The 25139-nt window shown below is 69.0% G+C and carries 17 protein-coding genes; 9 read left to right on the top strand and 8 right to left on the bottom strand.

Translation table 11 applies throughout. The features are described from left to right. Window positions 1–2: 2 nt before the first annotated feature. Entirely contained in the window at window positions 3–3353 is a 3351-nt protein-coding gene (locus OHU34_RS29955) for a non-ribosomal peptide synthetase (RefSeq protein ID WP_405769223.1), read from the bottom strand. Window positions 3354–3707: 354 nt separating this feature from the next. Here OHU34_RS29955 and OHU34_RS29950 point away from each other — a divergent pair, with 354 nt between their 5' ends. The 6 genes from OHU34_RS29950 (at window position 3708) to OHU34_RS29925 (ending at window position 10939) form a co-directional block, all read left to right on the top strand. Next, window positions 3708–4451, top strand: coding sequence for a sulfotransferase family protein (locus OHU34_RS29950; RefSeq protein WP_200839662.1), 744 nt, complete (start codon window positions 3708–3710; stop codon window positions 4449–4451). 29 nt (window positions 4452–4480) lie between these two features. Further along, window positions 4481–5503 carry a thioesterase domain-containing protein gene (locus tag OHU34_RS29945; protein WP_405769219.1) on the top strand — a complete coding sequence of 341 codons (1023 nt, stop codon included), beginning with the start codon at window positions 4481–4483 and terminating at the stop codon, window positions 5501–5503. Beyond that, on the top strand, window positions 5500–6351 hold the full coding sequence (locus OHU34_RS29940) for a methyltransferase domain-containing protein (RefSeq protein WP_327182728.1): 852 nt from the start codon (window positions 5500–5502) through the stop codon (window positions 6349–6351). Before OHU34_RS29945 ends, OHU34_RS29940 begins: the two co-directional genes overlap by 4 nt. A 74-nt stretch (window positions 6352–6425) precedes the next feature. Further along, on the top strand, window positions 6426–8576 hold the full coding sequence (locus OHU34_RS29935; protein ID WP_405769216.1) for a non-ribosomal peptide synthetase: 2151 nt from the start codon (window positions 6426–6428) through the stop codon (window positions 8574–8576). Continuing rightward, window positions 8573–9898, top strand: a complete 1326-nt coding sequence (locus OHU34_RS29930) for an MFS transporter (RefSeq protein ID WP_142263944.1) — start codon at window positions 8573–8575, stop codon at window positions 9896–9898. The genes OHU34_RS29935 and OHU34_RS29930 overlap by 4 nt, the downstream gene beginning before the upstream one ends. 369 nt (window positions 9899–10267) lie before the next feature. Then, complete coding sequence (locus OHU34_RS29925) at window positions 10268–10939, top strand: response regulator transcription factor (RefSeq protein ID WP_142263945.1); 672 nt, start codon at window positions 10268–10270, stop codon at window positions 10937–10939. Here the strand turns inward: OHU34_RS29925 and OHU34_RS29920 are convergent. Genes OHU34_RS29920 through OHU34_RS29900 form a run of 5 tightly spaced genes read right to left on the bottom strand, consistent with a single transcriptional unit; the run spans window position 10917 to window position 16548 of the window. Then, the gene (locus tag OHU34_RS29920) at window positions 10917–11990 is read right to left on the bottom strand and encodes an ABC transporter ATP-binding protein (protein WP_405769211.1); all 1074 of its coding nucleotides are present in this window, start codon (window positions 11988–11990) and stop codon (window positions 10917–10919) included. The genes OHU34_RS29925 and OHU34_RS29920 overlap by 23 nt on opposite strands. Beyond that, entirely contained in the window at window positions 11983–13008 is a 1026-nt protein-coding gene (locus tag OHU34_RS29915) for an ABC transporter ATP-binding protein (protein WP_405769208.1), read from the bottom strand. Before OHU34_RS29915 ends, OHU34_RS29920 begins: the two co-directional genes overlap by 8 nt. Window positions 13009–13027: 19 nt before the next feature. Continuing rightward, on the bottom strand, window positions 13028–13948 hold the full coding sequence (locus OHU34_RS29910) for an ABC transporter permease (RefSeq protein ID WP_142263948.1): 921 nt from the start codon (window positions 13946–13948) through the stop codon (window positions 13028–13030). Between the two features lie 29 nt (window positions 13949–13977). Then, the gene (locus tag OHU34_RS29905) at window positions 13978–14904 is read right to left on the bottom strand and encodes an ABC transporter permease (RefSeq protein WP_230196003.1); all 927 of its coding nucleotides are present in this window, start codon (window positions 14902–14904) and stop codon (window positions 13978–13980) included. A 33-nt stretch (window positions 14905–14937) separates the two neighbouring features. Beyond that, window positions 14938–16548: an ABC transporter substrate-binding protein gene (locus tag OHU34_RS29900; RefSeq protein WP_230196002.1), complete on the bottom strand. Its 1611-nt coding sequence runs from the start codon at window positions 16546–16548 to the stop codon at window positions 14938–14940. A 520-nt stretch (window positions 16549–17068) separates the two neighbouring features. Between OHU34_RS29900 and rsgA the strand changes: the two genes are divergently transcribed. Next, complete coding sequence (rsgA, locus tag OHU34_RS29895) at window positions 17069–18229, top strand: ribosome small subunit-dependent GTPase A (protein ID WP_405769203.1); 1161 nt, start codon at window positions 17069–17071, stop codon at window positions 18227–18229. Window positions 18230–18445: 216 nt separating this feature from the next. Here the strand turns inward: rsgA and OHU34_RS29890 are convergent, their stop codons facing one another. Beyond that, a complete protein-coding gene (locus OHU34_RS29890; RefSeq protein WP_405769199.1) occupies window positions 18446–20644 on the bottom strand; it encodes a DEAD/DEAH box helicase in 2199 nt (732 codons plus the stop codon). Beyond that, window positions 20644–21993 (bottom strand): BREX system ATP-binding protein BrxD, encoded by a 1350-nt coding sequence (gene brxD / locus OHU34_RS29885; RefSeq protein WP_405769196.1) that lies wholly within the window; start codon window positions 21991–21993, stop codon window positions 20644–20646. Before brxD ends, OHU34_RS29890 begins: the two co-directional genes overlap by 1 nt. Window positions 21994–22223: 230 nt before the next feature. Between brxD and OHU34_RS29880 the strand changes: the two genes are divergently transcribed. Together OHU34_RS29880 and OHU34_RS29875 are read left to right on the top strand one after the other, a co-directional pair. Next, entirely contained in the window at window positions 22224–24041 is a 1818-nt protein-coding gene (locus OHU34_RS29880) for a DUF262 domain-containing protein (protein WP_142263953.1), read from the top strand. After that, the gene (locus tag OHU34_RS29875; RefSeq protein WP_142263954.1) at window positions 24038–25084 is read left to right on the top strand and encodes a CBS domain-containing protein; all 1047 of its coding nucleotides are present in this window, start codon (window positions 24038–24040) and stop codon (window positions 25082–25084) included. Before OHU34_RS29880 ends, OHU34_RS29875 begins: the two co-directional genes overlap by 4 nt. Window positions 25085–25139 lie beyond the last annotated feature (55 nt).

Genomic DNA, 25139 nt, shown 5'->3' with positions numbered 1-25139 from the left:
GCTCAGGCCTCGCCCTCGAAGGTGGCGAGCCGTTCGGCCTCTTCGTCGGAGAGTCCTTCGATGAGTGCGAGCAGGTCGACCTCCGGCGCCGCCTCCAGGCGCAGCCGGTCGACGATCGCGGCGAGGTGGGCGACGGTGGGCGAGCGGAAGAACTCCGCGAGACCGACACGGACCTGGAAGCGCTCGCCGATCCGGGACATCAGCTGGGCGGCCTGGAGGCTGTTGCCGCCGAGCTCGAAGAAGTGGTCGTGGACGCCGACGGTCTCGCGACGCAGCACCTCGGCGAAGACCTCGGTGGCCAGGACGCGTTCGGTGTCCGTCCGCGGCCGGGACTCCGCGCCGCTCCCGGAGGTGTCGGCGGATGTCTCGGGGGCGGGCAGTCGGCGGTGGTCGACCTTGCCGCTGACCGTCAGCGGCAGCGCGTCGAGAGTCACGTGGAAGGGCGGGACCATGTAGGCCGGAAGCCGGTCCGCGAGATGGGCGCGGATCGCCCCTGCCTCCGGCGCGGGGTCTCCCCCGAAGGTCGTGTACGCGACCAGGTGGCGTTCACCGTGCGGGTCGGTCCACGGTACGACGGCCAGCTGGCCGATCCCGGGGAAGGTAGCCAACGCGGCTTCCACGTCGCCGAGTTCGATGCGCAGACCGCGGATCTTGACCTGCTGGTCGATCCGGCCCACGAACACGAGGCTGCCGTCCCGCCGTCTGCGGACCAGGTCTCCGGTCCGGTACAGGCGCCCGTCCGGTGTGCTGCCGAAGGGGTCGGGGACGATCTTCTCCCGGGTCAGCCCGGGCGCGCCGAGATAGCCGCGGGTCAGACCCGCGCCACCGATGACGAGCTCGCCCGCCACGCCGTACGGCACGGGTTCGAAGTGCTCGTCGAGGACGTGCCCCACGTGGTTGGCGATGGGCAGGCCGATCGGCGGGGAGGAGTTCCAGTGCCCCGGGCACTCGTGGACGATCATGGTGACGGTGCACTCGGTCGGGCCGTAGCCGTTGAAGAAGCGGCGCCCGGCGTTCCAGGCGTTCACCAGCTCGCCCGGGAACGCCTCGCCGCCGACGAAGACGATGCGCAGCGCGGTCAGGCGCTCCGGGTCGAGCAGCGCCATGACCGTGGGCGGCAGGTCGGTGACGGTGATGCCGCCCGTCTCCAGCAGTTCCTGGAGTCGCGCCATGTCGAGTCGCTCGTCGTCGCGGACCAGGTGCAACCGCGCGCCGGTGAGCAACGCGTTGAACATCTCCCCGACGGAGACGTCGAAGTTGGCCGAGGCGTAACCGAGGACGCGATCCGTCTCGGTGAGTCCGAACAGTTCCTGCGCGGCCCTGACGAAGGCGATCACCGAGTGGTGTTCGATGAGGACGCCCTTGGGGCGGCCGGTCGTCCCGGAGGTGTAGAGGACGTAGGCGACATCGTCGGGGGCGATCTCCACCGCGGGCGCGGTGTCGGGCTGGGCGGCGAGCGTCTCCGCCAGCCCGTCCAGGACGAGCAGCGGCGCGTCCGCGTCGGCCAGCTTCCCGGCCGGCCCGGCGTGGGCGACGACGGCGACCGGGGTCGCGTCGTCGAGGATGGCCGCGATCCGCGCGGGCGGGTAGCCGGGGTCGACCGGGACGTAGGCGGCCCCGGTGAAGAGGACCGCGAGGACGGCCACGACGAGGTCGGGGGTGCGGTTCAGGCACAGTGCCACCCGCTCTCCGGGGACGGCTCCGTGCCGGCGCAGCAGGTGTGCGAGGCGGTTGGCCCGGCGCTCCAGTTCGGCGTAGTCGAGTTGTTCGTCGCCGACCACCAGGGCCACGGCGTCGGGTGCCGTCCTGGCCCGGGAACGGAACATCTCCGGTACGGACACCTCGGGCAGCGCGAGCCGGGGGCCGTTCCAGCGGGTCAGCAGTTCGGTTCGCTCGTCGGCCGTGAGCAGTGTCGCCCGGGAGACGGCGACGTCCGGGTCGGCGGTGACCGAGGACAGCACCTGTCCGTAGTGGGCGAGGAGCTGGTCGATGCTCTCCGGGTCGAACAGGTCGGAGTTGAACTCCGCCTCGACGACCAGGCCTTCGGGGCGGGAGGAGATGTTCCAGCTGAGGTCGAAGCGTGAGGTTCCGGGGTCGAGCGACTCCTGCTCGACGGTGAGGCCGGGCAGACTCAGTTTCGCGTCGACCCCGTCCTGGAAGGCGAAGACGACCTGGAACAGGGGTGAGCGCGAGGGGTCGCGCGGGGGACGGACCGCGTCCACCACCCGCTCGAACGGCAACTCGCCGTGCTCGAAGGCCTCCTGGACGGTCCGGTCGACCCGGCCGAGCAGTTCGCGGAAGGACGGCGCACCCGAGAGGTCGGTGCGCAACACGAGCATGTTGACGAAGAAGCCGATGAGCCGCTCCACCTCGACGGTGTCGCGGTTGGCCATGGGGGTGCCGATCACCAGGTCTTCCTGGCCGGTGTAGCGGTGCAGCAGCACGAGGAACGCGGCGAGGTGGACTACGTACGGCCGGACGCCGGCCGAGTCCGCCAACGTCCGCACGGCGTCCGCCGTCCCCGGCGCGAGTACGCCTCGGCGGTACGTTCCGTCGTAGGTCGTCTCCGCCGGCCGCGGCCGGTCGGTGGGCAGGTCCAGGGTCGGTGCGCCGGCGAGCCGTTCCCGCCAGTGGGCGGCCAGGTTCTCGTAGGTGGCGCCGGAGAGCCGTTCGCGCTGCCAGTGCGCGTAGTCGCCGTACTGGACGGGCAGTGACGGGGGCGGCGCCCCGGTCCCGGTCTCCGCGGCGTAGGAGGCGGCGAGGTCGTCGGTGAACACCTCCCCGGACCAGCCGTCGAAGACGACGTGGTGCACGACGAAGACGAGCAGGTGGTCGCGGTCCGACAGACGCAGCAGTTCGGCCCGCCACAGCGGTCCGCGCGTCAGGTCGAAGGGAAGCCTGCCCAGTTCCGTGGCGCGGCGCCGGGCGGCCTCGTACCCGGCCGCCGCCGGTCCGGCAGCCACGTCGCGTACCTCGGACAGCAGGCCGGCCGTGGCCTCCTGCACCGTCAGGAGGTCCTGGAGCATGCCGTCCGGGCCGCGTCGGAATGCCGTGCGAAGCGTCTCGTGGCGGGCCACCGTGGCCCGCAGGGCCCGGCGCAGGGCCGCGACGTCGAGCGCTCCCGCGATCCGGTAGGAGGTGCCCACGTTGTACGTGGCCCGGCCCGGGGAGAGTTGGTCGAGGAACCAGAGCGTCTCCTGGGCGAAGGAGAGCGGTGCCGGACGGCCGGCGGGCGTGGGGGCCGCGGCGGCCTGCCGCGGCCCCGTCTGGTTGCCGCCCGCGCGGAGCTGAGCGATGAACGCGGCCCTTCGGTCCTCGGGCAACCGCGCCAGCCTTTTGATCATCTCGCTCATGACCGGAAATCTCCTCACGCCGCACGGCCGTGGCCGTCGTCGCGGCGGGTGTGCACCACGCCGGCTTCGGCCACGAGTTCTGACATTAGGAGGGGCGGCCGGAGCCGTCTTCCATAGCGGCGTTGATTCCTCGGTGCTCGCGACGTGCACCCGCGTGTATGCGGCCGTCACGAAAGTCCGCACCGCGTTTCACGACGGGTAAGCATGGTAATTACTTCGCCTTCCACGGCCCGTCCCGGCTGTCTGGCGGGTGTTCCCCAACCGCCCCCTCATGGCTAATGTGGCCGGGACACACGGGTGCGATGGGTAACGTCGGCGGACGGTCGGCGAGTCACCCGGGGAGGAGTATCAAACGTGCGCGATCAGGATTCGGCCGATCGACCCAAGCCCTCGATCATCGCTTTGTGGAGTGCCCCTCGGTCGCGCTCCACGGCTTTTCTGAAAATGATGATGGAGCGAGACGACGTCGTCTCCCTGCACGAGCCGTTCTGCCGGCTGGCCGACTTCGGCGAGGCCGAGGTCGGCTCCCGGACGGTGCGCACCGAGGCCGATCTCATCGCCGCGATCCGTGAACTCGCCCGGGACACGACGGTCTTCTTCAAGGACACGACCGACTTCAGGTACCCGGGAGTGCTGGCCGACCAGGCGTTCCTGCGGGAGGTGGCGCACACGTTCATCATCCGGGATCCCCGGGAGGTGATCGCCTCGCACTATGCGCTCAACCCCGAGCTGAAGCGCGACGACGTCGGTTTCTCCCGGCTCCATGAGCTGTATCTCGCGGTGGCCGAGGCGCAGGGTTCGGATCCTCTGGTGGTCGACTCGGACGATCTTCTCGACCACACCGAGGAAATCGTCAGGACCTACTGCCTGCACACCGGCCTCGGATTCCGTCCGGACACTCTGCAATGGAATCCCGGAATTCCGAAGGACTGGCAGCTCACGGAGCGCTGGCACGTCGATGCCGGAAACAGTTCCGGATTCACCAGAAAGCCGAAGGAATACGCCGACACCGTCGACAACCACGCCGTTCTCGCCGATTACTACCGGAATCAACTGCCTTTTTACCAATACCTGTACGACCATCGGGTCGCGGTCTGACCGACACGTTTCGGCGGAGGGGGACGCATATGGCGGAGCAAGGTGCCGAGAAGGTGCCGGCCGCCCGTATCGAGGCTCTGTCACCGGCAAAGAGGGCACTGCTGGACTCGCTGGCCCGGCGGCGGAAGAGCGCCACCTCCGGTGACCCGACGGCGTCGGCGGGTGGGCCGGTACGGCTCAGGAGCGGTGCGGCGGACAGCGGGGAGCCGATCGTCCTCGTCCATCCGATCGGGGGCGGCGTCTTCTGCTACGCCGAGCTCAGCGGGCTGATCCCCGGCGACCGGGAGGTGATCGGCCTCGCGGCGGATCGGTTCCTGCGGCAGGCCGCACCGCCGTCGGTGGAGGAACTCGCGGACCACTACCTGGGCCTGCTGCGGGACCGGGGCGTCGATCGGCCCGCGGTCCTGGCCGGCTGGTCGTTCGGCGGTGTGGTCGCCTACGAGATGGCGCGCCGCCACACCACACCCGCGGGTACCCCCGCCCAGGACGGGGGCGTCCCCGTCGTGCTCATCGACTCCGCCCCCTGGCCGCGGCAGACCGGCGCGTGGAGCCGGGCCACGATGCTGGAGATGTTCGTCGAGGACCTGCTCGGCTCCGGCGGTGTGACGGTCGACCGCGTTCCCGTCGAGCCCGCGGTGTGGCAGCTGCCGGTACCCGACGCGCTGGCCGCCGCCGCACGGCAGTTGACCGCCCGGGGCCTCGACCTCGGGCTGCCGCAGGCCGACATGACGGACCGTTACACGGTGTTCACCCACGCGACCGCCGCCATGCAGCGCCATCGCCCCCGCTCCCGCTCCGGCCCCCTCACCCTGCTGCACGCCGAGCACTCCCAGGCGTACCCGGAGACCTGGACCGCCCTGGCCCGCGACATCGCGCCGACCGTACTGCGCGTGCCGGGCGACCACTTCTCCGTGCTCCGGCCACCGACGGTGCACCGGGTCGCGGAGGCACTCGGGCAGGCCGCCGGCGTGCCGGACTCTCCTGCCCCACGCTCCCCGGCCCCGGCATCGGGGCCCGCCACCACACCGCCTCAGCACAGGAGCACACGATGAGTGACACCGAGACCACCACCACGTCGACGACGGACGAGACGGCGGGACCGCGCACGACCCGGATCGACGGCTCCGCCGACGACTACCTCTTCGAGGCCGAGCTGTACGACCTGCTGTGGGCCGATCTCAACACCCTCGACCTGCCGTTCATCCTGGCAAAGACCGAGGAGTTCGGCGGTCCCCTGCTGGAGCTGGCCTGCGGTACGGGGCGGGTTCTGCTGCCCTGCGCGGAGCGCGTGGAGCGGGCGGTCGGAGTGGACCGCTCGCCGTCGATGCTGGCCCAGGCCCGCGCCACCGCCGACGCCGCCGGGGTGCCCGAGGACAAGGTCCGTCTCGTCGAGGGCGACCTGCGCGACTTCGACCTGGGAGAGCGCTTCCCGCTGATCATCGCGGGCGGACAGCCGTTGTTCCACATGCCGACCGACGAGGACTGGGCGCGGACGCTGGACTCCGTGCGCCGCCATCTCGCCCCCGGAGGCAGGTTCGTCGCGGGCGTACCGGTGTTCCAGCAGGAGGACTTCGACAAGTACGACCAGCGCTATCTGTTCGTCGACGAGGTCCGCCATCCGTCGACCGGGCAGCGCGTGGCGATCTGGGACTACAGCGCCTTCGACTTCGACGTGCAGTCCATCACCCGGCGGCGCGTCACGGAACTCCTCGACGAACAGGGACTCGTCGTGCAGCGACGGCACGACCTGCGCACCAACTACTACCGCTTCCCCGACCAGATCCGCGGGCTCTTCGAGAAGGCCGGCCTGCGCATCGAGCGCGAGTACGGCGGATACGACGAGAGCCCGTTCGACGCCGACTCCGAGTACTACATCTGGGTGGCCACCCCCGCCGACTGACCGCCCCGGTCCGGCACCGCCCGTCCCCCGCCGACAGGTCCTCCGCCCGCCCCGCTTCCACGAAGGTGAACGCTGTGCTGAACACACCCGAGAACACCACGGTCTCCTCCTACAGCGGTGTGCATGGGGTGTTGGGTGGGGTGGTGGCTCGGTGTGGGGGTCGGGTGGCGGTGGGGGACGGGGTGCGGGAGTTGTCGTATGGGGAGTTGGACCGGTTGTCGTCGGTGGTGGCGGCGCGGTTGGTGGCTGCGGGTGCGGGGCGGGGGGTGTTGGTTGCTTTGGTGGGGGAGCGGGATGTGGATCTGGTGGTGGGGATGGTGGCGGTGTTGAAGTCGGGTGCGGGGTATGTGCCGTTGGATCCGGGTTTTCCGGTGGAGCGGTTGCGCGAGACGGTGGCGGACGCGGGTTGCCGGGTGGTGTTGGGCAAGCGGGGTTGGGCGGGGGTGTTGGACGGCGCCGAGGGTGTGGCGTTTGTGGGGCTGGATGATCCGGTGGGTGCGGTGGAGGTGGCGGCGGCTGCTCGGTGGGTGGGGGCTCGGGTGGTGGAGGGGGATACGGCGTATGTGATCTATACGTCGGGTTCGACGGGGCGTCCGAAGGGTGTGGTGGTGACGCATGGCAATGTGCTGGCGTTGTTCGCCGCCTGTGGTGAGGCGTTCGGGGGGTGGGGCGGGGACGAGGTGTGGTCGATGTTTCATTCGGCGGCGTTCGATTTCTCGGTGTGGGAGGTGTTCGGGGCGCTGTTGCAGGGGGGCCGGTTGCGGGTGGTGCCGTATGCGGTGACGCGGGATCCGGCGGCGATGTGGGAGCTGGTGTGCCGGGAGGGGGTGACGGTGCTGAGTCAGACGCCGACGGCGTTCACGCAGTTGGTGGCGGCGGCCGCGGCGCAGGGGTTCCCGGCCACGGCACTGCGGACGGTCGTCTTCGGCGGGGAGGCTCTGCGGCCGGGGAGTCTGAAGGCCTGGAGCGCGGCGTACGGGTGGCGCGGGCCGCGGCTGGTGAACATGTACGGGATCACCGAGACGACCGTCCACGTCACCTACCGGCCCCTGGCCGCCGCCGACCAGGAACAGGCGGTCAGCCCGATCGGGACCCCCCTGCCCGGCCTCACCATCACCCTCCACCCCCACACCAGCACCAGCACCAGCACCAGCGCTGACCCCTGCGGCACCGCCACCGACGGTACGGGCGCCACCGACGGTACGGGCGCCACCGACGGTACGGGCGCCGGCGACGGTAGGGGCGCCGGCGACGGTGGTGGGCTTGAGGGTGCGGAGATGTTCGTGAGCGGGCCCCAGGTCGCGGCCGGATACCTCGGCCGTCCCGCACTGACCGCACAACGCTTCCTGCCCGACCCCGACGGCCCCCCCGGCAGCCGCCGCTACCGCACCGGCGACCTCGCCACCACCACTGCCACCACCGGCGACCACCCCACCACCACCCACAACCCCGGCAGCACCACCAGCACCACCAGCACCACCAGCACCGGCAGGACCGGCACGGTGATCACCGCCGACCACGGCAGTGAACTGCACTACCTCGGCCGCACCGACCACCAGATCAAACTCCGCGGCTTCCGCATCGAACCCGCCGAGATCGAACGCGTCCTGCTCACCCACCCCGCCGTCCACGCCGCCACCGTCATCCTCAACCCCCACACCCCCCACCACCCCCAACTCGCCGCCTACACCGTCCTGACCACCCCCCACCACCACACCGAAACCACCCTCACCGACCTACGCACCCACCTCACCACCCACCTCCCCACCCACATGATCCCCACCACCCTCACCCCCCTCCCCGCCCTCCCCACCACCCCCAACGGCAAACTCGACCCCACCCGACTCCCCCCACCCACCACCACAACCCAACACCCCACCTCCACCCGCAAAGAGCCGCGGGACGCTGTCGAGACGACGCTCGTGGAACTCTTCTCCGAAGTGCTTCCCGAGCAACCCGTGGGAATAGAGGACAGCTTCTTCGACCTCGGCGGGGACTCGTTGCTGGCGATGCGCGTGATGGCCCGGGTCCGGCGCGCCTTCGGGGTCGATCTGCGCGTGGGGGCCCTGCTCGAGGCTCCGAGCGTCGAGGGGTTGGCGGTCACGGTGGTGGAAGCGTTGCTGAGCGAGGCCGATCCGGCCCAACTGGAGTCGCTGCTCACGGGGCAGGAAGACCAGTCCCGCACGCCGGCCGAAGGCGGGCCGGACCAGGAAAGGACCGCATGAACATCCGCAGCAAGCGGCGCACGGCCGACCGGGAAGGAATCACGGCGCTGCTACGGCAGCGCGAGTTCCGGTTGTTGTACATAGGCCAGACGTTCTCGGTGGTGGGTGACGCGATCGTCCCCATCGCCCTCGCCTTCGCCGTACTCGAAGTGACCGACTCCGCATCGGCGTTGGGGCTCGTGCTGGCCGCCAGGATCCTCCCCACGGTGGTCCTGCTGCTGCTGGGCGGGGTGATAGCCGACCGCATGGCGCGCCGTCGGTTGATGCTCGTGTGCGACGCGGCCCGTTTCGTCTCCCAACTGCTGTTGGGTGTCCTGCTCGTGACCGGGCACGCGTCCCTGGCGTGGATGATCGCCTTGCAGCTGATCGCGGGTACCGCCGCGGCCTTCTTCCAGCCCGCCGCCTCCGGCCTGCTGCCGGAGGTTGTCAAGGCGGGGGAGTTGCAACGTGCGAACGGACTCGTCGGGCTGAGCGAGAACGTCGCGTACACGGTCGGCCCCGCCTTCGGCGGCGTCCTGGTCGCGCTCGTCTCCCCCGGGTCCGCGCTGATCTTCGACGGTGTGACGTACGCGGTCAGCGCGGTGGCGCTGTACATGCTGCGGCTCGGCCCGAAGAAGGCGGCCGACGGTGAGGAGGCCTCCAGCATCCTCACCGACCTCAAGCTGGGCTGGCAGGAGTTCCGCTCCCGCACCTGGCTGTGGACCATGGTGGCCTGGGCCGCCAGTTTCCACCTGCTGGTGCTTCCCGCCTGGCAGGTCTTCGGTCCGACCGAGGCGCTCGCCCACCTGGGCGGGGCACCCGCGTGGGCCCTCATCACCACGTGCAGCGGGATCGGTTCGGTCCTCGGCGGTGTGATCGCCCTTCGTATGCGTCCCCGCTACATCATGCGCGCGTCGTTCCTTCCGCTCGGGCTCTACGGCTTGCAGCTGCTCATGCTGGCGCTGCTCGCCCCCGTCCCCGTGATCGCGGCCGCCGCCCTGGTCAGCAATATCGGGCTGTCCATGTTCAACGTCTTCTCGCTGACCGCCATGCAGCAGAACGTGCCGCTCGGTTCGATGGGCCGGGTGAGTTCGTACGAGTGGCTGGGCAGCATCGGTCTGCTGCCGGTCGGTCAGGCTCTCGCGGGGCCGGCCGGCGGGCTCACCTCTCCTGCCACGATGCTGACGATCGGCGCGGTGTGGATGTTCCTCACGCCCGCGTTGCTCTTCGTGGTGCGCTCGGCACGCATGTTGGAGGCGGTGCACGAGGACCCCGAGCCGGCGGACGACCCCACCGACGAGATCGCCCCGGAACCCGACGGCAGCGAACGCGCCACGGCTTGATACCGACCCGGACGACCACGGCGAATGCCGAAAGGAGACTGAAAGGAAAACAGTGCAAATGCTCTGCCCGTCAGCATGCGCACGGGGGGCGTCGTCACGTTTGCGCGCGAAGGCCATCATTTCCTGCGCGGCACATGACGGCGCCCTTAAGCATGACAGCGATGAGATTTAGCCAACCCTTGCTTTGCGTCAGCCAATCTGACAGCCTGTGCAACGAACACGCTGTAGCAAAGCTTGACCAGCGGCGACGGGGATAAGAACAACGGGAACAGGCCCAAAACGCACCATCCGGAACTTTCCCTTTCGCCTACATGGACTGGAAGGGGGCCCGCCACACTCGCGGCGTGTCCTCAAGGGGGATTTTCACGGATGACCATCAACGTGCTGATCTGCGACGAGTTGCCTGTGGTGCGCGACGGTCTACGCGCGCTGCTCTCCAGCGAGAGCGACATCAACGTCGTCGACACGACCGACAGCGGAATACACGCAATCATGCTGGTCCGCAAACATCGCCCGGACGTTGTTCTTACCGGACTCTCACTCAAGGGTCTGTCGGGAATAGAAATGATCCGGAGACTCAATCAGGAAATTGTCGAGCCTTCTCCGCGAGTGGTTGTCTACACCATGAACGACGGCTCCGACATCGTGGCCGACGTCATTCATGCCGGCGCGTGTGGACTTCTGGTGAAGGAGGTCAGTCGTGAGGAACTCCGCAGTGCCGTGCACGCCGCCGCTCGCGGTCAGGTGATGCTCGCGCCCCGGGTGGCCCAGCGGCTCGTGCACTGGTTCCGGCGTCAGGACAGCCAGCCCGAGGAGCTTTTGCAGCCGGTCCTGACGGCACTGACCCCGCGCGAACGCGAGATCCTGGTCCTCATCGCCAAGGGCATGTCGACCGAGGAGATCGCGGACGAGCTGACGATCGGCAACGCGACCGTACGGACGCATGTCTACCGGCTGCGCAACAAGCTGGAGCTGAGGGACCGGGCTCAACTCGTCTCCTTCGCCTTCCGTGCGGGCCTCATGCAGATGTCGATGTCCTAGCAGCACGCCGCCCGCCGTCACCGGCTGTGTCCGCGTCACCCGTTCTCCGTTCCGCGGCGAAGTGGCAGGCACTCGGGTGAGCCGCGGGCCCGGCCGCGTCGTCGAACCGGGCCGGCACCGCGAGCAACGGCACCTCGGCCGCGCAGCGGTCCTCGGCCTTCCAGCATCGCGTCCGGAAGTGGCAGCCGGAGGGCGGATCCGCCGGTGAGGGGACGTCGCCGGTGAGGATGATCCGCTCGCGCCGCCGCCCGGCCTCCGGATCCGGCACGGGGACCGCGGACAACAGCGCCTGGGTGTAGGGATGGGTGGGGTGCTCGTAGATCTGGGTCACATCACCCGTCTCCACCATCCGCCCCAGGTACATCACCCCGACGTGGTCGGAGATGTGCCGGACCACGGACAGGTCGTGGGCGATGAACACGTACGACAGCCCGAACTCCGCCTGGAGCCTGTCCATCAGGTTCACCACCTGGGCCTGCACCGACACGTCGAGCGCCGAGACGGGCTCGTCACAGACGATGATCTCGGGGTTGAGGGCGAGGCCGCGGGCGATGCCGATGCGCTGCCGCTGGCCGCCGGAGAACTGGTGCGGGTAGCGGTTGACGTACTCGGGGTTGAGACCGACCACGTCGAGGAGTTCCCGTACCTTGCGGCGCCGGTCGCCCTTGGGGGCCACCTCGGGGTGGATCTCGTACGGCTCGCCGATGATGTCGCCGACCGTCATGCGTGGGTCGAGCGAGGTGTACGGGTCCTGGAAGACCATCTGGATGTTGCGGCGCACCGCTTTGAGGGCCTTGCCGGACAGCCGGGCGATGTCCTCGCCCTTGTACAGCACCTTCCCGGCGGTGGGCTGTTCGAGGCGCATCAGCAGCTTGGCGACGGTGGACTTGCCGCAACCCGACTCGCCGACGATGCCGAGGGTCTCGCCCCGACGCAGGTCGAAGGAGACCCCGTCGACCGCTCTCACCGCCCCGATCCGCTTCCTGAGCAGGCCGCCGCGGGTCAGCGGGTAGTACTTGACCAGGTCCCGTACCTGGAGCAGCTCACTCACCGAAGGTCTCCTTCCAGAAGTGGCAGGCGCTCGTCCGCTCCGCGTCCACCCGGGCCGGGGCCGGCACGTCGGTGCGGCACCGGTCGCTCGCCCGGTGACAGCGCGGGTGGAAGGCGCACCCGGCGGGCATCCGCAGCAGGCTGGGCGGCAGACCGTCGATCGATCGGAGCCGGTCGCCCTTGCGGTCCAGCCGGGGAATCGACTCCAGCAGGGCCTCGGTGTACGGGTGGGCGGGCCGCCGGTAGATGTCGTGGACGGGCGCGCTCTCCACGATCCGGCCGCCATACATCACCGCGATCCGGTCCGCGACATCCGCGACCAGCCCCAGGTCGTGCGTGATCAGGATCAGCCCCATGCCGGACTCCTGACGCAACTCGGCGAGCAGATCCATCACCTGGGCTTGCACGGTGACGTCCAGGGCCGTCGTCGGCTCGTCGGCGATGACGAGATCCGGTTCGAGGGCCACGGCCATCGCGATCATGATCCGCTGGCGCATTCCGCCGGAGAACTGGTGCGGGTAGTCCCCGACCCGCGTGGCGGCCGCCGGGATCCGCACCCGGTCCATCAGCTCGACCGCCCTGGCCCGGGCGTCCTTCTTCGACAGCCCCTGGTGCACCCGGAACATCTCACCGAGCTGGTGGCCCACGCTGAGCACCGGGTTGAGCGCGGAGAGCGCGTCCTGGAAGATCATGGCGATCCTCCGGCCGCGGAGCCTGCGGCGCTCCTCACCCGTCATGGTCAGCAGGTCGCGGCCGCGGAAGAGGATCTGGCCCTGGGTGATACGGCCGGGCGGCGCATCGAGAATGCCCATCACGGCCTGCGCGGTGACCGACTTGCCGGAGCCCGACTCGCCGAGCACCGCCAGCGTCTCGCCGCTGTGCACGCGGTAGTCGACGCCGTTGACCGCCTTGGCCACGCCGTCGCGGGTGCGGAACTCGACGTGCAGATCGCGGATTTCCAGCAGGGGCGCCGCCTCCTGCGCCTCCCCGGCCGAGGCCGGGCTCTCCAGGATGGTCATGACCGGAGTTCTCCTCTCCTCAGCGCAGCTTGGGGTCGAGGGCGTCGCGCAGTCCGTCTCCGACGAAGACGAAACCCAGCACGGTCAGCACGATGGCGAAGCCCGGGCAGAGCCAGAGGTAGTCCTTGACCCCGACGAAGCCGCGGCCGGACGCCAGCATGTTGCCCCACTCCGGAACTCCCGGCGCGACCCCGATGCCGAGGAACGACAGCGATGCCACGCCGACGATCGCCGTCCCGACGTTGAACGTGGCGTACACCAGCACCGCGGTCAGGGAGTTGGGCAGGATGTGCCGCCGGATGATCCGCGCCCGGCTCGCGCCCAGCGCCCTGGCGGCGTGCACGTAGTCCATCTCGCGGGTGACGAGGAGAGAACTGCGCAGCAGCCGGGCGATGGTGGCCCACGAGAACAGGGCGAGCGAGATGATCACGGGCGTGATGCCCTGACCCACCACCAGCATGATCGCGATGGCTCCGATGAGCAGCGGGAAGGCGAAGAAGATGTCCGCGGTCCGCATGATCAGAGTGTCCGCCCATCTGCCGAAGCAGCCGGCGAGCACGCCCATCGCGATGCCCAGGAAACAGCTGAGTGTCATGGCGGCGAACCCGACGAGCATCGCGATCCGGGTCCCCGAGACCAGCCGGGAGAACAGGTCGCGGCCGAGCGCGTCGGTGCCCATCCAGTGCTGGGCCGACGGGCCCGCCAGGGTGTTCATCAGGTCCTGGGCGGACGGGTCCTGCGGGGCCAGCCACGGGCCGAACACGGCGACGAGCACCAGCAGGGTGACGATCACCAGCCCCACCACGGCGAGTCTGTTCTGGAGGAACCGGTAGCGCACGTCCCCCCACTGCGTGGTGGCGGGGATCAGGGCCTCGGGCGGCGCGGGTGTCTCGACGCCACCGGCTCCCCGCCGCTTGGTCAGATCGGTCAGATCGGTCATGAGCTCGTTTCCGTCACTACGAGGGCCGGCTACTCGAATCGGATGCGCGGATCGAGGGCCGCGCAGACCAAGTCGACGACGAGGTTGAGCACGACGAACACGGCGACGCCGTACGTGACCACGCCGAGGACGACCGGGTTGTTCTGCTCCTGGACCCCGGAGACCAGCGCGAGTCCGACGCCGTCCCAGTTGAAGATGGCCTCCGTGATCAGCGCGCCGCCCAGCATCAGCCCGAAGGAGATGCCCAGGTAGGTGATGACCGGGATCGCCGAGTTGCGCAGCACGTGCTGGGTGATCACCGTGCGTCGCGGCAGCCCCTTGGCGATGGCGGTCTTGACGTAGTCCGCTCTGAGCACCTCCAGCATGGTGCCCCGCATCAGGCGGGCGACCAGGGCGGCGTCGAGGATCGCCAGGCTGAACGCCGGCAGCACCAGCGACTGCAGATCCCCCTGGCTGAGGAGCGGGAACCAGCCGAGTTGCACCACGAAGAACTTCTGCAGGAGAAAGCCCGTGACGAACGTGGGGAAGCCGACGGCCAGCGTGGTGGAGAAGGTCGTCAGGATGTCCCAGACACTGAATCTGAACAGCGCGCCGACCATTCCGACGGAGATCCCCAGCACGACGTCGATGACGATCGCCGCCAACGCCAGTTCCCCGGTGTTGACCAGTTTCGGCCCGAGGATCTCGGTCACCGGGCGACGCTGGACGAAGTCCTCGCCCAGGTCGCCTGTGGCCAGATTGCGTACGTAGATGGCGTACTGCTCGTACACCGGCTTGTCCAGGTGATACTGCTCCCGCAACTGGGAGGCCACCACCGGGTCGCTCGCCTTCGCGTCACCCGCCAGTGGTCCGACGGGGTTTCCCGGAACCAGGAAGAGACAGGTGAACATGATGACCGTGGCGCCGAGCAGAACCACGACCAACTGCCCGAGCCTTCGGACCACATACCTTCCCACGAAGGACCTCTCTGTCGCGCCGCCCGGATCCGGTCACTTCTTGAGCGAGATGTTCTCCAGGTTCGGCGTCTCCCCGAAGTTGATGTCGTCGAGGCCGTCGAACCTGTCGGTCCGCACCACCCGGTACTCGGTCCTGGTGAAGGTCGGGATGAGCGCCATGTCGTCCATCGCGACCTTCTCGGCCTGCTTGTAGATCGCGATGCGCTGCTTCTCGTCGGTGGTGGCCCGGGCCTTGCCGATCAGCGCGTCGAAGGCGGGGTTGCTGTAGCGGGCCCGGTTGTCACCGACCACCGAACCGTCCGCTCCCCGGTTGATCGAGGCGGAGTCCAGCAGTGGGTAGAGGTAGGAGTCGGGCGTCGGGTAGTCCGCGCCCCAGGAGTAGCGGAAGAGGCCCGTGGCGTCCGGACTCTGTTCGCCCTCGAAGACCTGCTTCGACGGCAGGCCCTCGATCTCGACGTCCAGGCCGAGGACCTCCTCGATCTGCTTGCCCGCCGCCTGGATCCAGTCCTCGTGGCCCGCGCCGGCGTTGAAGGTCAGCTTCAGCGGGTCGCCCGGCTCCAGCCCCGCCGCCTTGGCGTGCGCCTTGGCCTTCGCGGGGTCCTGCTTGAGGCAGGAGGCACAGATCCCCGGCTGGTAGGAGGTGGGGAGTGCCGCCGGGACGAGGGAACTCGACGGCTTCTGGAAGCCCTGGTAGACGCTCTTGGAGATGAGGGAACGGTCGATCGCGTACGAGATCGCCAGCCGGGCGTCCTTGCTCTTCAGGGGGCCTCGGTCGGTGATCGGCAGCAGGTAGTTCATGCCGTTGGTCTCCTTGCGGATCCACTCACCCCGCGGCTTGTACTTGGCCTCGGCCGTCTTCAGTTGCGGCGTCGGCACGTGCGCGTAGTCGAACTGGCCCGTCTGGAAACCCTGGTACTCCAGGTCGAACATGCTGGTGGGGTTGAGCAGATAGATCTCGACCTTGCCCAGCTTGGCCTTCTCCAGGCCGTAGTCGTCGTTGCGCACCAGCGTGATCAGCTTGTTGTGCTGCCACTTGCCCTGCATCTTGAACGGGCCGTTGCCGATCGGGGCCTCTTGGAACTTCTTGTTCGGGCCGGTCCCGGCCGCCTTGGGCATGGGGCTGAACACGGTGTGGCTGGTCTTCTTGTCGAACTCGCAGTCGCCCGCGGTGAGATCGACCTGGAGTGTGGTCGCGTCGACCGCCTTGAGCCCGCTGAAGGCGGTGGTCTTCCCGTCCTGGAGTTCCTGGAATCCCTTGATGCCGCCGAGGTGGTAGGCGACGTCGGAGGCCATGGCCTTGCCGGCCGCCCGGGACCACCCGCGGACGAAGGCCGCGGCGTCCACGGGCTCACCGTTCGTGAACTTCGTGCCGCCCTTGATCTTGAAGGTCCACTGGGTGCAACCGGCGTTCGGCGTGGCGGACTCGGCCAGCTTGGGCACCATCTGCCCCTCCGGGCCCACCCGGTACATCCCGGTGAAGAGCACCTCCGCGGAGACCAGACCCGGGGTCTCGGCGGCCAGCGCCGGGTCGATGGTGGCGGGCTCGATGAGACCGAACCGGAAGGTGCCGCCGGCCGGGCCGTCACCCCCGTCACCGCTCTTGTCGGCTCCGCACCCGCTCGCGGCGAGTCCGACGGCCAACATTCCGGCACACCACTTCACCTTCACACGGCTCGAACCCCGCATGGAATTCCCCCTCCGCCACTGTCACTTCCTCCGTGGACACGCATCAGCACCCCCGCGAGGACGAATCCCGGATTCACCGGCACACGGCGCCCCACTGTCGGCCATCCCCTGTCGGCAGACCCCGTTTCCTTTGTCTCCGTTCGATCACAACCACCGAACATGCCACCCCAAAACAGCGCAAAGAACACAGGGGGTAGCCGAAGTGACGTGGAGCCGTCTCATCGAATGAAGGACGCTCTCGCATCGCTGCGTGCAGCACCGGAACACGAATTCAACGCAGCGTTTACGCCGGTACGCAGTCCCGACATGACATGTCGTCAACAGCCTTGTCACCGGCGCGGAAAAGGCACGCGTATCGCCGACCGCCGGTTAGTCTCGGGAGGCAGGCGCCGGACAGCGGTGCGGCCGAGGCCAGGCGAAACCGCTCAGGACGACGCCTCAACCGCCTGCCGGACGGCACTTCGAAGGGGTCGCTCTGATGACTGGTCACACGGACACACACCCGCTGAGCCGCTACGGCTGGGCGGCGGACGTGGCCGAGGGCTTCACACCCCATCTCGCCGACGGGCTGGTCCCCGCGCGGGTGGTACGCGTCGACCGGGGGCGCTGCTCGGTCGTCGTCCCCACCGCGGCAGGGGGCACGCGAACCGTCCAGGCCGTCACCGGTCCACTGGCCTCGCATGGCTCCGACCCGTACGTGCCGACGGCGCTCTTCGCGAAGCCCTCGGACGGCAGACTGCGCACCGTCTGCACCGGCGACTGGGCGGCGGTGGACCTCGAGGCCGACCCTCCCGCCGTACTGGCCCTCCTACCCCGCCGTACCGCCTTCGTCCGCTCCACCTCCTCCAAACGGTCCGACGGGCAGGTTCTCGCCGCCAACATCGACCTCGTCGTCATCGCCGTCTCCATGGCGGTCGAACTCGACCTGGCCCGCATGGAACGCTTTCTGGCGCTGGCGTGGGAGTGCGGGGCGCAGCCGCTCCTGGCGCTGACCAAGGCGGATCTCGTCGAGGACCCCGTCTCGCTGGGATACCTGGTCGCCGACTGCGAAGCGGCCGCGCCAGGCGTCCGCGTCCTGGCCGTCAGCGCCGAGAACGGCACCGGCGTCGAGGAGCTGGCCAGCACCGTCGCCGGCGGCACGGCGGTCCTGCTCGGCCAGTCCGGCGCCGGCAAGTCGACCCTGGCCAACGCACTGCTCGGCGAGGACGCCCAGCAGGTCCAGGCCGCACGGGACTCGGACGGCAAGGGCCGCCACACGACCACCACCAGGGATCTGATGCCGCTTCCCGGCGGTGGCGTCCTCATCGACACCCCCGGACTGCGCGGGGTCGGCCTGTGGGACGCGGAGAGCGGCATCGCCCAGGTGTTCTCGGAGATCGAGGAACTCGCCCGCTCCTGCCGCTTCCACAACTGCGCACACGACGCGGAGCCCGGCTGCGCGGTGCTCTCCGCGATGGCCGACGGCGGACTCTCCGAACGCAGGCTCCACAGTTACCGCAAGCTCCTGCGCGAGAACGAGTACATCGCGTCCCGCACCGACTCACGACTGGAAGCCGAGATCCGCCGCGAGTGGAAACGAAGGCAGGTCATCGGCCGCGACCGCTCCCAACGAGCGGGCGAGACCTTGGACGACCTGTAGGGAACCACGACTCACGCGGTGGAGTGTTCCGCAGGAATACAGGCGAAAGGGGAGAAGAAGAGCCACACCCAGCGACACCGGCCCCCGTCCCGAGACCGCCGGCAGGTCGATCCAGTCGACGACGTACCCGGGCTTCGGGTACTCGAGGTAACGGAGCAGTTGGGGCGGGTGAAACACCTGGCGTCCGTTTGAAGCGTCCTTGGCGACTTGTCCGATTCAGCCGTGGTACTGAAAGCGCGCCAGCTCGCCGAGCACCGAGCGGGCGCCCTCGAAGTCGGCCAGGCGGGCCGCCACCGTGGCCACGGCGATACGTTCCGGGAGGGCGGCCGAGAACTTCAGGCCGCGTACGGCCCGGCGGTCCACGTCAGGCAGGACGAGGTTCTCGCCGACGTTCTCGCGGGCCACTCGCCAGGCGTCCGGGGTGAGATCCTCGCGCAGGCGCAGCCAGCTGTCGGTAGGCCGTTGCAGGGGGTCGGTGACCGACTGGAGGGTGGCCGCCAGGGTGGCGTTGGCACGGTAGCCGGCCCAGGTCCACCAACGGACGTCGGAGCCGACGCGCGTGATCAACGTGCCGCCGGGGTGGACGGTGTCAGGCGCGTCGGTTTCGCGCTGTTCGGCCAGGCACGCCTCCGCACGCCGGGTGAGGGAGACGGGCGGGGCCGCGCCCAGCAGCACCTCGCGCATGGCACGCGTCAGGGCGTACGACAGTCCCGCGACGCCGCCGTTCATCCACTTGGCGATTCCGCCGCCGTCGGCCGGTTCGACGAAGACGCGCTTGCGCAGCCAGTCGATGTACGTGACCTGCCAACTGCGTCCACCGAGCAGCAACCGCCGGGGGCCGGGGCGTTCCTCCGTGAGCACGCTCGGGTCGGTGCGGCCGATCTCGGTGCGTCCGGACAGGACGGTGAACTGCGGAGGTGCGGTGAAGGAGGCGGTGAGTTCGATGAAGTGCCTTTTGCCGAAGCGGCGTTCCGCCTCGGGGCCGACGAACAGCATCCCCCCGTCGCTGTCGAGGAAGCCCTCCTCGGTGAGGAAGCGCAGGATAGGAGCAGCCGACTTGTCGAAAGGAACGAGGCCGTTCCACTGCCGGTCCCACAACTGGTCGCCGAGCTTGTGCTGTTGCAGGGTGACGGCAAGCAGTTGCTGGGCCACCAGGTGACGGGGCTCTGGTGGGGGGACGACCGGTTCCACCCAGCCCCGCGACCACAGCAGCAACAGGCCCGCCGCCTGCAGCAGTGTGTCCTTACGGGTGGTGAGGAACAAACAATTCCGCACAGTCCCGGGACGGCGGCCGGTGCGACCGATGCGCTGCAGGAACGAGGCGACGGAGGCCGGTGAGTCGATCTGGATGACGCGGTCGAGGTCACCGACGTCAATGCCGAGCTCGAGGGTTGACGTGGAGACGATGACGCAGTCCCGTGCCTCCGCGAAAGCCTGCTCGGAGCGGGTGCGTTCATCGACGGACAGCGAGGCGTGGGACAGGAAGACAGTCACCTCGCGTGCGCGGAGCGCCGCGCCCAACTCCTCGACCTGGCGGCGCGAGTCGCAGAAGACGAGCCGCTTCTCTCCCCTGTGCAGCGCCGCGATGAGTTTGGCGGCGTTGTCGAGGGAGCCGACGTAGTCGAGTTCCACTTCGCCCGCGGGCCTGCTGGACGGCTCGGGACTCGCTTTGCCGCCGTGTCCGCTGCCGTCTGTGTCCGGCAGGTGCACTCCAGGGGCGACCACCTGACCGGTGCGGCTGCGGATGCCGGCTCCTTGCAGCCAGTGCAGCAACTCGGCCGGGTTGCCGACGGTCGCCGAGAGCCCGACGCGCTGGATCGGCCGTCCGGTGACCCGCTCCAACCGTTCGAGCACGGCGAGCAGGTGCCATCCCCGGTCATCCCCTGCGAACGCGTGCACTTCGTCGATGACGACAGCCCGCACACTCCCCAACAGGCGGGCGTGGTCGGTCTTGACGCCGATCAGCATCGCTTCGAGCGACTCGGGCGTGGTCAGCAGGATGTCCGGCGCCTCGGCCCGGATGCGCTGCCGTTGCGATTCCTTGGTGTCACCGTGCCAGAGCGCGGCCCGTCGCCCCAGCCACTGGGCGTACCCATCAACGCGGCCGACCAGGTTGTTGAGGAGTGCCTTGAGCGGGCACAGATACAGCACGGATGTGCCGGTCCACTTCTGCTCGGTCATCGCCGACAGCAGGGGGAAGCAGGCCGCCTCGGTCTTGCCCCCCGCCGTCGGAGCCAGCAGTACGGCGTCCTGTCCCTCCATGAGCGGCGTGATCGCCGCACGCTGCAGTGGACGCAGATCGGGCCAGCCGAGGGTGTTGACGATGTGGTGCAGGACGACGGCGTCGAGTCGGTCCAGAACGTCGGCATCCTCGTCACCCGGTTCCCTCCCGGTCGGGAGTCCCGCGTCCGCCATCACAGCTCCAGGTCGATGTCATCGGCCGACGCAGAGTTTCCGGAGACCGTGGCGGCCAGGTTCCGCTCGACATCGGTGAGTTCGCTGCCGGCGACGGTGAGCCGGTAGTGCTGCCGGGGGTCGAAGTCGTCGAACTGGTCCACGCGGTCGAGCACGTCCCCGACGAGTTTCTTCAGGAACAGCCGGGGGGCCACCCCGACCTTCCCACCCAACGCCCCCCCGACGGCCACCGCGAGGTCGGCGACATACGCGTCGTCGACGACCTTCCTCACGCGCTCGGGCATTTCTGCGGCATCGGCGTACAGGTCACGGATGGTGAGGCCGAGTCCGACCAAGGAATCCTGGTTGAAGCCGGGAAGCCTGATCTGCACGGCGCGAGGGTTGTCGAAGCGCGGGTCGGTGGTGAAGTCGGTGGCCAGCCTCTGGGCGAGGGGAGCCAGACGCTGCACGCCCTGCTGACCGTCGTAGAAGGCCGGGGTGCCCGTGATGATCAGGTAGAGGCCGGGGAAGCGGCCCGAGTGGACCTCGTCGATGAGCTGCCGCAGCGCGTTGAGTGCCTTGTCGCGGGCGTCCGACCGGACCCGCTGCAGCGTCTCCACCTCGTCGAGGACGACGAACAGCCCTGTGTGCCCGGAGTCGCGCAGCACGGTGAGGAGCCCCTGTAGGAATCCGAGGGCGCCGAAGTGGTCGAGGTCGCCGCGTACCCCGGCGGTCCGGCGGGCGGAGGCCGCGACGTGCGGCTGACCGCCGAGCCAAGCCAGGACGGCCGCGGCGGTCGCCTCGTCCCCCTCGGCGAGGGCGGCCCGGTAGCCGCGCAGAGCGGTGGCGAAGGACGGAGCGTGCCGGGAGACCTCGGCGAGCCGCGCGGCAAGCAATTTCTCCACCTCGCCCGGAAGCTCGTCCTCGGTCGCGCCGGCCGCGAGGGCGTCCTCCTCCAGGGCGTAGAACCAGGCATCGATCACGGGCCGCAGCGCGCTGGGCGGGAAACTGGATGTGGTGAGCCGTTCGGTGAGCCGCCGGTAGACCGTCTCCAGCCGGTGCAGCGGGGTCTCGTTCTCCGAGACCTGGATCTCGGCCACAGCGAAGTTACGACGCTTGGCCCGCTCCCCCAGCCACCGGGTGAAGAACGTCTTGCCGGACCCGTACTCACCCCGCACGGCCTTGAACACGGAGCTTCCGGACGCCACGGCGTCCAATTCCGCGTCCAGGGCCGCTTCGAACCGGTCGAGTCCGGTGGCCAGCAGGTCGAGTCCGCTGTCAGGCACGGCACCGCGCCGCAACGCGTCGATGACGGTACGGCGGCGGGCTGCGCTCACCTGTGCGGGGCGCTGGGATCCGGTGGTGCTCACAGGAACCAGTCTTCCATTTCCCCGGGCACACCCGTACGGGGACCGAAAGGCGGCCGTCGGTCGGTCCCCGTACGGGTGTGCCGTACGGGGACCGAAAGGCGGCCGTCGGTCGGTCCGCGCTACCCGCGGCACCGTGGCGAGCCCCCACTTCGTTGAATCGGTTGACGGTCACCCGGAGACGCTGCTGGAATCACTCTCCGTACATACACCAGGGTGGGAGTAGGACGAACGTGGCGGCACTCGACAATGTGAAACTGAAGGACGTACTCGCGGACGTGGCGTCGGGCTCCTTACAGTTGCCCGACTTCCAGCGGAACTGGAAGTGGGACGACGACCGAATCCGCGCGATCATCGCGACGGTGACGCTGGACTATCCGCTCGGCGTGGTGATGACGCTGCAGACCGGCGGCGCCACCCGTTTCCGCTCCCGGACGCTCACCGGAGCACACCCGGACGGGGATCCGGCCGCGGACCTCCTCCTGCTCGACGGGCAGCAGCGTCTCACCTCCCTCTTCCAGGCCCTGTGGCTGGACGCCCCGGTGGAGACCGCGGACGCCCGCAACAAGCCCATCGAGCGGTGGTACTACGTCGACATCGCGAAGGCAGTCGGGCCGCCCGCGGACCGCGACGAGGCCATCCTGTCCGTCCCGGCGGACAAGGTGCTCCGTACCGACTTCAACCGCACAGTGGTGCTGGATCTGAGCACCACGGAGAACGAGTGCGCGGCTGGTGTCTTCCCTCTGCATCTCGTCTTCGACGCCCAGCGTGTGAACCAGTGGATGATGTCGTACGTCAAGGCGGACGAGGACCGGAACTGGAACTTGTGGGGGCAGTTCGACGAGTTGGTCCTCCAGCAGATCCGCGCTTTCCAGGTCCCGATGATCCGGCTGGCCGCCACCACCTCCATGGACGCCGTGTGCGCGGTGTTCGAGCGGGTCAACACGGGCGGCGTACCTCTGAACGTCTTCGAACTGCTCACCGCGACGTACGCCGGGGACCGCGAGTACGTGGACCGGACCGGGGACTACTACCAGCTCCCCGAAGTGTGGCGGGAGATCAAGCAGGGCCTCGCGGCCAAGTACCCGGTCTTCGGCCGACTGGACGGCGGCATCGAGAACGGGCTGAGCAGCATCGACTTCCTGCAGGCCATCGCCCTGGTACGCACCTGGGAGCGGAAGCAGTCGGGCACGGGGGCGACGGTGTCGTGCAAGCGCCGGGATCTGCTCGACCTCCCGCTGGCCGACTTCGTCCGGCTGGCGCCGAAACTCGCGGAAGCCTTCGTCTGGGTGGGCGACTTCCTGGAACGGCAATGCATCGTCCGCCCGAGCGACCTGCCGTACAAGACGCAGCTCGTACCGCTCGCGGCCGTCCGTGCCATCCTCGACACGGCGCTGGACGGCCTGGGAGCGGAGGAGAAGACCGAGCAGTGGTACTGGTGCGGAGTCCTTGGCGAGATGTACGGCGGCTCCACCGAGACCCGCTTCACCCGTGACGTCGAGCAGCTGGTCCCTTGGATCGCGCAGGACGACCGAGCGCCCGACACCGTCACGGACGCGTTCTTCTTCGCCGACCGCCTCGACAGCCTCACCACCCGCAACAGCGCCGCCTACAAGGGCATCTACGCCCTGCTGGTCAAGCAGGGGGCGGTGGACTGGCACTACACGGACAGCCCGCTCAAGCCCGGCAGGCTGGACGAGTACAGCGTGGACGTCCGGCAGATCTTCCCCAAGACCTGGTTCCGGCGGGGCAACAGCCAGGACCTGCCGACGAACTCCATCGTGAACAAGACCCCTCTGTCCTACCGCGCGGCGATGGACATGACCGGGGCGCCGGCGTCCTACCTGTCCACGATGGTCGCCGCCTCCGACATGCGCCCCGAGTGGTTCGACGATGTGCTCGCCACCCACCTCATCGATGCGGAAGCACTCCGCGACAACGACTACGAACGGTTCTACAACGACCGCTCCAAGCAGTTGCAGGACCTCGTACACGCCGCCATGGGCAAGAGGACGATGCTCCGTGACCTCGCGGAGGGCGACGCCCGATGACGACCGCACCGAACGGGCACGACCTCGCCGCGCTCAAGGGCAGCACCGTGCCCGTGCAGGACATCCTCGACCTGTTCCAGGTCAGAGTCCGCGATCACCGGACGGTGCACCGCATCTCGCAGGCGCTCACGGACGCCGGGCTGACGACACTGCCGGACTTCGCTGTCTGCGGCCTGCGCAGCAACGTCGACGTGGTGCCGCTCGCGTCCATTCCGGCACAGGCCGCCCCCGCCGACGCGGAAGAGGACGAGACGGAGGAGGCCCTGCCCTCGGCCGCCCTTCCACAGCGTCTGCTGCTCGGGGACATCCCGTCGGCACGGCGCGGGCTGGTGTCCGTCGGTCCCGGGACACCCCTGGCGCAGACCACATTCCTGATGCGCACGAAGGGCCTCGCGCAGGTCCCGGTGACCACCGGCATGGCGCAGATCCACGGGGTGGTCACCTGGGGGTCTGTCGCCAAGATGTACGAGGCGGGCAAGCAGCCGACGCTGGACAACGCGATGGAGAAGGACTCCCTTCCGGTCGCCGACACCCGCCAGGAGTTCTTCTCAGCCCTGCCGGTCATCCGCGAACACGGTTACGTCCTGGTCCGCGGCGACGACGGCTGCCTCTCGGGTGTGGTCACCGCCGCCGACGTCACGGATCGTTTCGAGGGCGCGGCAAGGCCCTTCTTCATCGTGGGGGAGATCGAGTCCCTGCTGCGCCGTTGCCTGGGCGCGGCACTGGACGAGGAGACCATCAAAGCCGTTCAGACGAACAAGAAGGCCGAGCACCGCACCGGCCAGGTCTCCGACCTCATGTTCGGCGACTATCTGAGACTCCTTGACGGCGACCAGACGAAGACATCGCTGGCCCAACGCGCCGATGCCAACTGGGAAGCCCTGAAGTGGCCCAACATGCCCAGGGAACAGTTCATCGGCCGCCTGGAACGAGTGAAGGACATCCGCAACCGGATCGCCCACTTCGACGAAAAGCCGCTTCCGCAGGAGCTGCTCGACGAGCTGACCACCTTCGCGAAGCTGCTGCGCGCGTTCGTAGCCTGAGGCGGTGGGTGGAAGTACCAGGAGAGGGGTGCCGCGTGGTGGGGCCGCAGACGTC

Source organism: Streptomyces sp. NBC_00080 (assembly GCF_045041255.1).
Classification (GTDB): Bacteria; Actinomycetota; Actinomycetes; order Streptomycetales; family Streptomycetaceae; genus Streptomyces; species Streptomyces coriariae.
The sequence above is the reverse complement of the archived record's forward strand: the minus strand, read 5'-3'. Positions and strand labels throughout refer to the sequence as shown.